This is a genomic window from Gordonia sp. McavH-238-E, assembly GCF_022348225.1.
Lineage (GTDB): Bacteria > Actinomycetota > Actinomycetes > Mycobacteriales > Mycobacteriaceae > Gordonia > Gordonia terrae.
The window spans coordinates 255,035-267,814 of the sequence record NZ_JAKRFE010000004.1 but is presented as its reverse complement, the minus strand read 5'-3'; the positions used below and the strand labels follow the sequence as shown (position 1 = coordinate 267,814).

The following is a 12,780-nucleotide window of genomic DNA, read 5'->3' as shown; positions in this document are numbered from 1 at the left end:
GTCAAAGCTCCTCGGGGGATGGGACGGCGAGATCGTTCATGGGTGGGATCGGTTGCGACAGGCCGGATGCCAGCTGATCGAAGGCGGACTCCAGGACCGAGGCCAGGTCAGCCGGCTCGTCTGCGGTGTCGTCGTGATGCGTCACCCAGAATTCGAGGGCGACACGGATGGTGGTGATCGCGTTGTGCAGGACGAGCCGCGGGTACAGGGTGTGTGCAGGCTGGCCGCGCTGTGCGCACAACTCGGCGAGTCGGGCCTCGACGGTGTCGCCCAACTCCATGTCCCGGGACCTGGCCGTCAACCCGGGATCGGTGTCGAGAAGGCGTAGCAGCGCGACGATCTCGACGGGGTCGCCGACATCAGGCGAGGTGGCGGCATCGATGAGAGCCGTGCGGACCGAGCAATAGAAACTCTCGTCCGTCGGCCGGGCCTCGATTCGTTCCACGATCGTGTCGAACAGCGACGACACGAAATACAGCAGCGCGTCCTCTTTGCCACTGAAGTAATTGTGGAACGTCCGGACCGAGACGTTGGCCTCGGCCGCGACGGCGTCGATCGTCACATGGTCGATGCCGGCCCGGGTGGACAACCGGAGCACGGCGCGGGCGAGCGCCGAGCGGGTGGCCGCTTTCTTCGCTTCGCGGAGGCCGGTGGAGTGCACGACTTCCACCGTACGGAACTTGCAGAAGTCTGCAATGTTGCAGAGTCATGCACTATTTAGGAGAGTCCTCACACCGCGTACCCGGCGATGACGCGCATCACACCGACGATCACCCCAGGGTCGACGCCCGGGCGACGAGTTCGGGCTGGAACACCAGGTTCGCCGGCTCGTGGCGTTCCGCGGGATCGTTTGCCGCGCTGATCAGCAGGTCGACCGCGGTGACGCCGATCCGGGTGGTCGGCTGGCGGATCGACGACAACGGCACAACCGCCGACCTGGCGAAGTCGATGTCGTCGTAGCCGATGATCGCGATGTCGTCCGGAACCGCGACGGCGCCACCCAGCATCGTGAAGGCCTGGAGCACGCCGATGGCGAGGAGGTCGTTGGCGCAGAAGACGGCGTCCGGGCGCTCGCCGGGCGTCCTGCCCAGCAGTGCCGTGCCCGCCTCACGCCCGGCGAGCACGCTGAGAGTGGACGTGTGCACGACCTCCAGCGACGCACCGTCGACGCCGTCGACCGCGGCCTGGGCGCCGCGCCGGCGGTCGGCGACCTGCCGTAATCCCGGTGGGCCGCCGACGAAGGCGATCCGGCGTCGCCCTGTCTCACACAGGTGCGACACCGCGAGCAGACCGCCCGCGATGTCGTCCACGGCAACCGAATCGAACGGGGATCCCCCGGCATCCCGGTCGACCAGGATCACCGGGGTGCCGCGACGGCGCAGCGAGTCGAATCGCCGAAGGTCGTCGCCGATCGGCGAGACGAGAAGGCCGAAGACCCGCTGTTCGTCGAAGGTGTCGAGGTAGGCCTGTTCGCGCGATTCGTCGTCGTCAGACGTGCCGAGCAGCACCGTCAGGTCCTGGTCGGCGGCCCGCTGCTCGGCGGCGCGGGCGATGTCGGTGAAGAAGGGGTTGCCCACGTCGAGGACCACCATGCCGACACAGCGTGAGCGCCCGGCCCGCAGTTGCCGCGCGGCGTCGTTGCGAACGAAGCCCAGCTGATCGATCGCCGCCTGCACCCGCGCGACCGTCGAGGGGGAGACCTTGCCGGGCGCGTTGAGGACGTTCGAGACCGTTCCCACCGACACCGAGGCCGCTGCCGCGACGTCCCGCATGCTCACACCCATGTGTTCATCTCACCAGACGCCGTACCGCAACACGCGTCACGCAGAGTCGGGAGGGTCGCCCATCTCCCGGGCTGATTGACTACGAACAGCGCGGTACCCCCCGAATGAAAGGCGGCTCGATGTCGACTCCGGCCAGCCCGTTCTCCGCGGACTATCAACCAGACCCGCGACGCTGGAAGGCGCTCGCCGTGTGCCTGGTCGTCGGCTTCATGACGCTCCTCGACGTCTCGATCGTCAATGTCGCGCTGCCGTCGATCGAATCCGGTCTCGGGGCCGACTCGGCCGATCTCTCGTGGGTCGTCTCCGGCTACGCACTCGCCTTCGGACTCGTGCTGGTGCCGGCCGGTCGCGTCGGTGACGCCCGCGGCCGCAAGGTGACCTTCCTCGTCGGCTTGTCCCTGTTCGTACTCTCCTCCGCGGCATGTGGTTTCGCGCAGGGGCCCACGCAGCTCGTCGTGTTCCGGCTGATCCAGGGAGTCGCCGGCGGCATTCTCGCGCCGCAGGTCTCCGGCCTCATCCAGCTGCTGTTCCGCGGGGCCGAGCGCGGCAAGGCCTTCGGCATGTTCGCCGCGACCATCGGCATCTCGACCGCGGTCGGGCCGCTCCTCGGCGGCGTCCTCATCCAACTGGGTGGGTCTGCCGAGGGCTGGCGCTGGATCTTCTTCGTCAACGTGCCGATCGGCATCGCCGCCTTCGTCGCCGCCATCCGGCTCATCCCGGCCCGGCCGTCGGAGACCAAGCAGCCGCTGCGAGGGAGTTTCGACCCGCTGGGTGTGCTGCTGCTGGGTGCCGGTGTGTTCGCATTGATGTTGCCGATGGTGCAGGAGCAGGAGTGGCCCGGCGCGCAGAAGTGGCTGCTGCTCATCGTGGCCGCGGTGCTGCTGGGTGCCTTCGTGCTGTGGGAACGCCGCCAGGGTCGCGTGGGACATCAGCAACTCGTCGACCTCTCGCTCTTCTCGATGCGGTCGTACTCGCTCGGGTGCATCATCGCCATGGTCTACTTCGCCGGATTCACCACGGTCTTCTTCATCTACACCCTGTTCGTCCAGCAGGGTCTGGGCTACTCGGCGCTGCAGGCGGGGCTGGCGGTCACGCCGTTCGCCCTGGGGTCCGCGGTGTCGGCAGCCGTCGGCGGCAACATCGTCAACCGGGTGGGTCGGTCGCTGGTGCTTCTCGGCCTGGGGCTCGTCGTCCTCGGGATGATCACGACGATCCTCGCCGTCCAGTTCGTGCCGGGCCACAACGTCGGGTACGCCGCGGCGTTGCCGCTCCTCGTCGCCGGTGTCGGCTCGGGTCTGGTGATCTCGCCGAACCTCACGCTGAGTCTCGACCAGGTCCCGGTCACCAAGGCCGGCATCGCCGGCGGCGTCCTGCAGACCGGCCAGCGCATCGGGGCCGCAGCCGGTATCGCGCTCGTCGGTGCGGTGTTCTTCGCCCAGGTCGCCAACAGCGGCGGCGATTGGGCCCGTGCCTTCCAGATCGGGCTCGCCACCGCCGCCGGCCTGGTCCTCATCGCGCTGGTGGTGGGATTGGTGGACCACTTCGCGCATCGCCGGGAACAGTCTCCGGACGTCGGGGCGCGATCCGCCTGAACAGACGCGGAAGGACCCGATCGCACGAATCGGGCCCTTCCGCGACAGCGTGCGCGTCAGGAACGTGCCCGGGGCACCAGACGCTCGAGCTGGGTCACATGCGCGGGGGTCAGCTCCTCCAGGGATGCGACCCCGAGCAGGCGCATGGTGCGCGCGATCTGCTCGCCCAGGATCTCGATCATCCGGTCGACTCCGGCCTCGCCCCCGGCCATGAGGCCGTACAGGTAAGCGCGTCCGACGAGCGTGAACCGGGCGCCGAGTGCGACCGATGCCACGATGTCGGCGCCGCTCATGATGCCGGTGTCCAGCATGACCTCGGTGTCCGCCCCGACCTCCCGGGCGACGTCCGGCAGGAGGTGGAACGGGATGGGTGCCCGATCCAGCTGTCGGCCACCGTGATTCGACAGGACGATGCCATCGGCGCCGAGTCCGGTGACGGCCTTGGCGTCGTCGACGGTCTGGATGCCCTTGACCACCAGCTTGCCCGGCCACTGCGACTTGATCCAGGCCAGGTCGTCGAAGGTGACGGTCGGGTCGAACATGGTGTCCAGCAGCTCGGCCACGGTGCCCGACCATCGGTCGAGGGACGCGAAGGCGAGGGGTTCGGTGGTCAGGAAGTCGATCCACCACTGCGGCCGCGGGATCGCGTTGACCACCGTCTTGGCGGTGAGGGCGGGCGGGATCGACATGCCGTTGCGCTTGTCACGCAGGCGTGCCCCGGCGACCGGGACGTCGACCGTCACGAGAAGCGTGTCGTAACCGGCCTTCGCGGCGCGGTCGACCAGGGCCATCGACCGCTCGCGGTCCTTCCACATGTACAGCTGGAACCAATTGCGCCCGTGCGGGTTCGCGTCCTTGACGTCTTCGATCGACGCGGTGCCCATCGTCGACAGCGAGAACGGGATGCCTGCGCGTCCGGCGGCACGCGCACCCGCGTACTCGCCCTCGGTTTGCATCATCCGGGTGAACCCGGTCGGCGCGATGCCGAACGGCAGTTCCGAGCGTCCGCCCAGGATGGTCGACGAGGTGTCGACCTTCGAGACGTCGCGCAGGATCGCCGGATGGAACTCGATGTCGGAGAACGCCTGACGAGCACGTTCGATGGACAGCTCCGCCTCGGCGGACCCGTCGGTGTAGTCGAAAGCCGCCTTGGGGGTGCGCCGCTTGGCGATCTTGCGGAGATCCTCGATGGTGAGCGCGGCGTCGAGGCGGCGCCTCTTGGCATCGAACTGCGGCTTCTTGAACTGCATCAGCGGCGCGAGGTCGCGCGGCTTGGGTACTCGGCGCTTCATAGCGGAACCGGTGTCCATGGTCATGCCTTTCCGGCCCCGACCGCGGCGCGCGTACGCGTGCCGCGACTGCGTCGGGGTGCATAGTGTTGCGGCGGGAACCTGTCGGCGACGATAGTCCGCATCGCCTCGAGATCGCCATCGATCAATTCATGGGCGCGTGCCGTGAGGAGGACGTTGCCGAGTGCGGTCGCCTCCACGGGCCCGGCCTGGACGGGCAGGCCCAGGCGGTCGGCGGTGAGTTGGCACAGCAACCGGTTCTGCGACCCGCCGCCGACGAGGTGCACGGTCTCCACCGGGATCCCCGACAGCGCGGCGGCCTTCTCGACGCCGTCGGCGAATGCGGATGCGAGACTCTCGACGATCGCGCGCACCATCTCGGCGCGGGTCATCGGCGGTCGCATGCCGCGCTCGTCGTACCACCCGCGGATGCGTGCCGGCATGTCACCCGGCGGGAGGAAGCGCGCGTCGTCGGTGTCGAAGACATCGACGGTCGGCGTCACCTCCGCGGCCTGGGCCAGCAGCTCGCCGAGGTCGGCCCGGTAGCCCTCGCGCTGGTACTGACGCACCGTCTCGCTGAGCAGCCAGAGACCCATCACGTTGTGCAGGTAACGGATTCGGCCGTCGGCGCCGACCTCGTTGGTGAAGTTGGCCTTCCACCCCTCGCGGGACAGGACCGGTTCGGTCAGTTCCACACCGACGAGACCCCAGGTGCCGCAGGAGATGTAGGCCGCCCGCGACGGGTCCATCGGGATCGCCGCCACGGCCGAGGCCGTGTCGTGCGAGGCGACGGCGGTGACCCGGGTGGATGACGACAGACCGAGCCGCTCGGCGACCTCGGCGAGGAGTGGTCCCTGGTCGGAGCCGGTCTCGACGATCTCGGGGAAGAGTCCGCCGGGCAGCCCGAGGCGTTCCATCATCGCGGTGTCCCACTGGCCGTTGACGGCGAGCAGGCCGGTGGTCGAGGCGTTGGTCCGCTCGGTGCCCCGCCTGCCGGTCAGCCAGTAGGTGATCAGGTCGGGGATCAGCAGGGCGCTGTCGGCCTGGTCGAGCAGACCGTCGGCCTTCTCCGCGGCCAGCTGGTACACCGTGGTGAACGGCAGGAACTGCAGGCCGTTGCGCAGGTACAGGTCCACCGGCCCGAGTTCGGCGTGCACGGCGTCGACGCCCGCCGCCGTGCGGTCGTCCCGGTAGTGGTGCGGCAGACCCAGCATCCGACCGTCGCGGAGCAACGCGTAGTCCACCGCCCACGAGTCGACGCCGATGCCGACGAGGTCGTCGGACTGCCGGGCGGCCTCGGCCAGGCCCGCCGAGGCTGCCCGGAACAGGCCGGGTACGTCCCAGTGCAGCGCCGACCGTCGACCGTTCCACACGTGCACGGGATCGTTGGCGAACCGGGCGACCTGCTCGAGCTCGAGTCGTCCCCGCGACACGTCGGCGAGCATCACCCGGCCGCTGGTCGCGCCCAGGTCGATCGCGGCGACCTGGGCGGACCGAGTGGAGCGACTCATCGCAGGAACGCGGCGGCGACGCCGGCATCCACCGGCACGTGCAGACCGGTGGTGTGCGAGAAGTCCGAGGTGCACAGGGCGAACGCGGCGTTGGCGATGTTCTCCGGCAGCACCTCGCGCTTGAGCAGGGTGCGCTGGGCGTAGAACTTGCCCAGGTCCTTCTCCTCGACGCCGTAGACCGCGGCGCGCTTGGCGCCCCAGCCGCCGGCGAAGATCCCCGAACCGCGCACCACGCCATCGGGATTGATGCCGTTGACCTTGACCCCGTGCTCGCCGAGTTCGGCCGCGAGCAACCGGACCTGATGGGCCTGGTCGGCCTTGGTGGCGGAGTAGGCGATGTTGTTGGGGCCGGCGAAGACCGAGTTCTTCGACGAGATGTAGAGGATGTCGCCGCCCAGCTTCTGGTCGATCAGGGCCCGCGCCGCTGCCTTGCTGACGAGGAACGAGCCGCGGGCCATCACGTTGTGCTGCAGGTCCCAGTCGGCAGCGGTGGTGTCCAGCAACGACTTCGACAGCGACAGGCCGGCGTTGTTGACGACGAGGTCGATGCCGCCGAAGGCGAGCACGGTCGCATCGATCGCCGCCTGCACGGCTGCCTCGTCGGTGACGTCGGCGGCCACGCCGATGGCGACGTCGGTCGAACCGATCTCCTCGGCGGCGGCGCGTGCCTTCTCGGCGTCGAGGTCGGCGATCACGACGCACGCACCTTCGGCGGCGAGGCGGGCCGCGATGGCCTTGCCGATGCCCGACGCCGCGCCGGTGACGAGTGCGATGCGGGTGGCGAGGGGCTTGGGCTTCGGCATCCGCGCGAGCTTGGCCTCCTCGAGCAGCCAGTACTCGATCCGGAACTTCTCCGACTCGTCGATCGGTGCGTAGGTGGAGATGGCCTCGGCACCCCGCATCACGTTGATCGCGTTCAGGTAGAACTCGCCGGCGACGCGTGCGGTCTGCTTGTCCTTGCCGAAGCTGAACATGCCGACGCCCGGGACGAGCACGATGGCCGGGTCCGCGCCGCGCATCGCCGGGCTGTCCGCGGTCGCGTGGCGGTCGTAGTAGGCGCGGTAGTCCTCGCGGTAGGCCTCGTGCAGGGCGGACAGGCGTTCCTTGCACTCGTCGACCGATGCCGACGCCGGGAGATCGAGGACGAGCGGCTTGACTTTGGTGCGCAGGAAGTGGTCCGGGCAGCTGGTTCCGAGAGCGGCCAGTCGCGGATGCTCCTGCGCGGCAAGGAAGTCGAGGACCGGGTCGACGTCGGTGAAGTGGCCGACCTGCGGCTTGTCCATCGAGGCGAGGCCGCGGATGAACGGTGCGAGGGCCGCGGCCTTGGCACGACGTTCGGCGGCCGGGAGTGCACCGTACCCGTCCAGCGGTGCGCCGAACGGCTGCGGGCGGCCGTTGGCGGCGATGTACTTCTCGGCGGTGTCGATGATCTCGAGCGAGTGGGCTTCGGCCTCGTCGGACGTGTCACCCCAGGCGGTTATCCCGTGTCCGCCCAGGATGCAGCCGATCGCCTGCGGGTTGTTCTTCTTGATATCGGAGATGTCCAGACCGAGCTGGAAGCCCGGGCGGCGCCAGGGCACCCACACGACGCGGTCGCCGAAGATCTTCTGGGTCAGCACCTCTCCGTCGGCGGAGGTCGCGATCGCGATGCCCGAGTCGGGGTGGAGATGATCGACGTGCGCGGCGTCGACGAGGCCGTGCATGGCGGTGTCGATGGACGGCGCCGCCCCGCCCTTGCCGTGCAGGCAGTAGTCGAAGGCGGCGACCATCTCGTCTTCGCGGTCGAGGCCGGGGTAGACATCGACGAGCGCGCGCATGCGGTCGAGACGAAGAACGGCGAGGCCCTTCTCGGTCAGGGTGCCCAGGTCGCCGCCGGAACCCTTGACCCACAGCAGTTCGACGTCCTCGCCGGTGACGGGGTCGGTGTCGGTGCCCTTCGCGGAGGTGTTGCCGCCGGCGTAGTTGGTGTTCTTCGGATCGGAGCCGAGCCGGTTGGAGCGCGCGATGAGCGCGGCGACTGCGGGATTGGTCATGGCGAGAGATCTCCTGAAGATCGGGAAAGCGGGCAGTTCGAGAAAGCAGGGAGCAGGTGTGGGGAGCGCTCAGGCGCCCCAGGACGACTGGGTGCCACCGACGCGCTCGGCGACGATGCGCTCGCGGTGGCCGGAGTCGGCGTAGGCGGCCATCGGGTCGGCGGGGAGTCCGCGCCGGGTACGACGCTCGGCCAACATCGGACGCACGTCGGTGTAGAAGGCGTCCATCAGAATTCCGTTCGCGCCCAACACGTCTCCGGATTCCTGCGCCGCGGTCAACGCGTCGGTGTCGACGAGCAGCGCGCGGGCGGTCATCTCCTCGACGTTGAGGACCGAACGGATCTGTCCGGGGATCTTCTCCTCGACGTTGTGGCACTGGTCGAGCATCAGGGCGACCGGGGACCCGGCGTCGAGGCCTCCGCCGCGGATGACCTCGAAGAGGATGCGGAACAGCTGGAACGGGTCGGCCGCACCGACGATCAGGTCGTCGTCGGCGTAGAAGCGTGAGTTGAAGTCGAACGACCCGAGCTTTCCGAGGCGCAGCAGCTGCGCGACGATGAACTCGATGTTGGTGCCCGGCGCGTGATGGCCGGTGTCGAGGCAGACCATCGCCCGCTCGCCGAGCGCGGTCACGTGGGCGTAGGAGGTGCCCCAGTCGGGGACGTCGGTGACGTATGTCGCCGGCTCGAAGAACTTGTACTCCAACACGAGTCGCTGATCGTCGCCGATGTGCTGGTAGATGGTCGCCAGCGATTCGGCGAGACGATCCTGGCGTCCGCGGATGTCTCCCTGACCCGGGTAGTTGGTGCCGTCGGCGAGCCAGATCTTGAGGTCCCGCGAGCCGGTCGCGTTCATCACGTCGATGCACGCGATGTGGTGGTCGATGGCCTTCTGGCGCACGGTCTTGTCGGTGTGGGTCAGGCTGCCGAACTTGTAGTCGTCGTCCTGGAAGGTGTTGGAGTTGACCGTCCCGAGGTCGACGCCGAGATCCTGCGCATATGCGGCGAGCGCGCGGTAGTCGTCGACGGTGTCCCACGGGATGTGCAGGGCGACCGTCGGGGCGAGTCCGGTCAGCTGGTTGACGGTGGCCGCGTCGGCGATCTTCTCGTGGATGGTGCGGGGGGTGCCCGGGGTGCCGAACACCTTGAACCGGGTGCCGGAGTTGCCGAACGCCCAGGAGGGGAGCTCGATCTCGAGATTGTCGAGGATCGTCTCGTCAAAGGTGGTCATCAGTGTTCTTTCGGTTGGGATTCCCCGCCGCCGGCGTCGGGGAACAGCCGGCGGCGGGGACGTCGATGGACTGATACGTTTCAATCGAGCGGTACGGCCCGGTCGAGACGACTCAGACGGCGGTCTTGCTGGTGGACTCTGCGGTGGGTGCGTCGCCCACGACCGGGCTGTTCGTCGATACCGGGTGCTCGATGAGTTCCGGCGACAGCGGGGCGCCGTAGCGCTCGACCTCGATCTCCTGCAGGGTCTTGCCCTGGGTGTCCGGAGCCGCGATGGCGCCGATGATCAGAGCGATCGTGAGCAGTGCGACAAGCAGGATGCCGACCGTCGTGAGCCCGGTGGCCGCGAGCATCGTGGGGAAGAAGTAGCTCAGGAGACCCGTTGCGGTGCGGACGGCGAAGAACATGACGCCCTGGGCGCTTGCACGGTAGGGCGTCGCGAACATCTCGCTGGCCCAGAGGCTGTAGAACGCCTGCGCGCCGATACCCGAGGAGATGCCCCACAGGACCGCGAAGACGAGCATCGTGGCGACACCGCTGTCGGTGAACGCGACCAGCACTATCCAGGCGACGATGCCCAAGGCGGCGCCGAAGACGTACAGCGCGCGCTGCGAGACCCGATCTGCGTATCGCATGAAGCCGAAGTAGGTCGCGAGGACGGTGCAGCCCCAGACGAGCACCTGCAGCAGATTCTGCTGGACGGCGCTCTCGACGCCCGCCGTCTCGTAGACGCGGGGCATGAAGATGCCGGCCTGGCCGGCGACGGTGTTCCAGAACAGGTAGATGCCACCGAGCAGGAGCAGGGCCGTGATGTTGACCTTCTTGGAGAACAGGCCCTTGATGCCGCGGGCGCCGACCGATGCGGTGAGCTCGCGCGTCTCGTTGACCGCCTCGTCGGACCAGATCTTCGACTCCGCGAGTCCCTGGCGAATCCACCAGACGACCGCCGCGACGACGAAGAGATGCAGGAAGATGATCCGCGAACCGAGGAGGCCCATCGGAGCGAGTGCCGCGGCGAGCGCGAAGCCGATCAGGGGTCCGACGGACCAGGCGAGCTGCGCGGTGCCGACATGCTTGGCGCGTTCGACCGACGGTGCCTCTTCGGCGATGTATGTCCACGAGGCCGGTACGCCCGCGCCGACCGCGAGGCCGGTGATGATGAAGGCGGCGAGCAGCATGGTGAAGTTGAACGCGAAGGCCGCGATCAGTACGCCGACCATGTAGACGAGCAAGTCGTAGGTGTAGATCGCCTTGCGGCCGTAGCGGTCACACAGCGGGCCGCCGATCGCGGCGCCGACTGCGGCACCGAACGCGTTGGCGCTCAGCGCGGCCAGGAGGCCGACCGCGAAGTTGCTGATGCCGAACTCGTCCTGCCAGAAGGTGAGGCTGGTGGCGATCGCGATGATCGAGCCGGCCTCGATGTAGTTCGACATGGCGACCGAGATGGTCGCCCGCCAGCCGGTGGTGGAGCGCGCTCCTACTTTCATGGTGATTCCTTGCGTCGGAGATCAGTACAGAGGGTCGGGATCGGAGAGGTCAAACCGGAGTTCGTTGATGTCGGTGCGCCCGTCGGTACGTGTCGTGTGCTGCGTGGTGCGAGGTCAGTCGAGGTGGAAGTACTCGAGGAGTTCGGTGCGGGTCGTGTCGGGGTTCGCGCCCCCGGCGCCGCCGCCCCCATTGCCGCTGCCCACCGCGGGGAGGAAGTACTCGGACATGTGCGCCTGCCAGCGGGTGTTGACGTCGGTCGCCTCCATGGCGGCGCTGGTCGTCGCGAAGTCGTCGGTCTCCAGGTAGCCGACGACCATGCCGTCGTCCTTCCGGAGGAACAGGGAGTAGTTGCGCCAGCCGGTCTCGCGCAGGGCGTCGAGCATCTCCGGCCAGACCTCGGTGTGTGCCTCGAGGTAATCCTCGACGCGTTCCGGGCGGAGGTGGAGCACGAAGCAGACGCGCTGGGGGTCGGACATGGCGGCTCCTGACAGACGACGGACGGGGAAACGCAGATCGTCGGGAGTGGACCGTCTCGGCGAATTAAAACGTTTCAATTTGTGATTGCAGCAACATTAAGAGGGAGCTGTGAGGATGTCAAGGCCCGGTCCGGGCAAAGCGGCGCCGCTCGGGTCGAGATCGGTCATGCTCGTCTGAGCCCGCCCGCGGTGACCGTCGTCATCGCCGGCCGCGGGACACGGACTGCAATCGACAGGGGGGTTGACGTGCTCGGATGTCGGCGGACGAGGGGTGGACCGGACCTCGCGGGCAAGGTGGCGATCGTGACCGGGGGCGGCTCCGGCATCGGGGCTGCGCTCACCCGTGCGCTGGCCGCCGAGGGGGCGCAGGTCATATGCGCCGACATCGACCTCGCCGCGGCCGAACAGGTGGCGTCGTCGCTGTCCGGCGGGCCGGGCGCGGTTCGGGCCGTGCACCTCGACGTGACGGACCGCGCGGCGGTCCAGCGCGTGGTCGACGACGTCGTCGCGGAGGCGGGACGACTCGACCTCATGTTCAACAACGCCGGGATCACGTGGGGTGGCCCCACCGAGATGCTGACGCCGGACCAGTGGGACGCCATCATCGATGTCAACATCCGCGGCGTCGTCCACGGGGTGGCGGCCGCCTATCCGGTGATGATCGGTCAGCGGTCGGGGCACATCGTCAACACGGCATCCATGGCCGGCCTCGTTGCGGCCGGCCTGATCACCAGTTACGTCATGACCAAGCACGCGGTCGTCGGGATGTCGCTGGCGCTGCGCACCGAGGCGGCCGGGTATGGCGTCAAGGTGACAGCCGTCTGCCCGTCCGCAGTCGAGACACCGATCCTGGACAAGGGCTCGGTCGGCGGATTCGTCGGCCGCTCTTTCTATCTGGCGAGTCAGGGTTCCGCGACGGCCTACGACGCGGATCGGCTGGCGCAGGACACCCTGGCCGCGATCGCCGCGAACCGATCGCTACTCGTCGTACCGCGACGTTCCAGGATCTCGTGGCGCATGCAGAGATTGGCGCCCGGACTCACCAATCGCCTTGCCGCGCACTTCATCGCACGGCAACGTGCGGAGTTGCGCCCGGAGGGCTAACCGCCTGCAGTACTGCTCAGAATCGCGACGATGACACCGGCCACGGTCAGTACGCCGACCACCCACGCCATCGCGACGGCAACGCGTCGTCGACCGAAGCGGGCGGCGTTGATGCCGATGCCGATGCAGACCAGGATCGCGATCGAGTACACGGAGATACCGAGGGTGAGAAGGGCGACCGAGGAGTCGGCGAGGAAGACAACCCGAGTGGACATGCCACCGAGTACAGCACGCCCCTGCCGGGATCGTGGAAACCCGTCCACGCAGTCGCGTG

At 68.3% G+C, this 12,780-nt stretch carries 11 protein-coding genes; 2 read left to right on the top strand and 9 right to left on the bottom strand.

Going from position 1 to position 12,780, the window contains the following annotated elements:
- Position 1 precedes the first annotated feature (1 nt).
- Together MHN80_RS07570 and MHN80_RS07565 are read right to left on the bottom strand one after the other, a co-directional pair.
- Positions 2-670: a TetR/AcrR family transcriptional regulator gene (locus MHN80_RS07570; RefSeq protein WP_239400647.1), complete on the bottom strand. Its 669-nt coding sequence runs from the start codon at positions 668-670 to the stop codon at positions 2-4.
- Between the two features lie 100 nt (positions 671-770).
- Positions 771-1,784 carry a LacI family DNA-binding transcriptional regulator gene (locus MHN80_RS07565; protein WP_239400645.1) on the bottom strand — a complete coding sequence of 338 codons (1,014 nt, stop codon included), beginning with the start codon at positions 1,782-1,784 and terminating at the stop codon, positions 771-773.
- A gap of 119 nt (positions 1,785-1,903) precedes the next feature.
- Between MHN80_RS07565 and MHN80_RS07560 the strand changes: the two genes are divergently transcribed.
- A complete protein-coding gene (locus MHN80_RS07560) occupies positions 1,904-3,376 on the top strand; it encodes an MFS transporter (protein ID WP_239400643.1) in 1,473 nt (490 codons plus the stop codon).
- Between the two features lie 56 nt (positions 3,377-3,432).
- Here MHN80_RS07560 and MHN80_RS07555 read toward each other — a convergent pair whose 3' ends face one another.
- The 6 genes from MHN80_RS07555 to MHN80_RS07530 all read right to left on the bottom strand — a co-directional run bounded on the left by MHN80_RS07555 (position 3,433) and on the right by MHN80_RS07530 (position 11,402).
- A complete protein-coding gene (locus MHN80_RS07555) occupies positions 3,433-4,668 on the bottom strand; it encodes an alpha-hydroxy acid oxidase (protein ID WP_275447509.1) in 1,236 nt (411 codons plus the stop codon).
- Between the two features lie 20 nt (positions 4,669-4,688).
- Complete coding sequence (locus tag MHN80_RS07550; protein ID WP_239400641.1) at positions 4,689-6,176, bottom strand: rhamnulokinase family protein; 1,488 nt, start codon at positions 6,174-6,176, stop codon at positions 4,689-4,691.
- Positions 6,173-8,209, bottom strand: a complete 2,037-nt coding sequence (locus tag MHN80_RS07545; protein ID WP_239400639.1) for a bifunctional aldolase/short-chain dehydrogenase — start codon at positions 8,207-8,209, stop codon at positions 6,173-6,175. The genes MHN80_RS07550 and MHN80_RS07545 overlap by 4 nt, the downstream gene beginning before the upstream one ends.
- Positions 8,210-8,278: 69 nt before the next feature.
- A complete protein-coding gene (rhaI, locus tag MHN80_RS07540) occupies positions 8,279-9,439 on the bottom strand; it encodes an L-rhamnose isomerase (protein ID WP_239400637.1) in 1,161 nt (386 codons plus the stop codon).
- Between the two features lie 112 nt (positions 9,440-9,551).
- Entirely contained in the window at positions 9,552-10,925 is a 1,374-nt protein-coding gene (locus MHN80_RS07535) for an MFS transporter (protein ID WP_101819172.1), read from the bottom strand.
- Positions 10,926-11,039: 114 nt separating this feature from the next.
- A complete protein-coding gene (locus tag MHN80_RS07530) occupies positions 11,040-11,402 on the bottom strand; it encodes an L-rhamnose mutarotase (protein WP_239400635.1) in 363 nt (120 codons plus the stop codon).
- Positions 11,403-11,648: 246 nt separating this feature from the next.
- On the opposite strand from MHN80_RS07530, the gene MHN80_RS07525 reads away from it, so the two are divergent.
- Positions 11,649-12,506 carry an SDR family oxidoreductase gene (locus MHN80_RS07525; protein WP_239400633.1) on the top strand — a complete coding sequence of 286 codons (858 nt, stop codon included), beginning with the start codon at positions 11,649-11,651 and terminating at the stop codon, positions 12,504-12,506.
- On the opposite strand, the gene MHN80_RS07520 is transcribed toward MHN80_RS07525, so the two are convergent.
- Positions 12,503-12,721 carry a hypothetical protein gene (locus MHN80_RS07520; protein WP_064569269.1) on the bottom strand — a complete coding sequence of 73 codons (219 nt, stop codon included), beginning with the start codon at positions 12,719-12,721 and terminating at the stop codon, positions 12,503-12,505. The genes MHN80_RS07525 and MHN80_RS07520 overlap by 4 nt on opposite strands.
- Between the last annotated feature and the right edge of the window lie 59 nt (positions 12,722-12,780).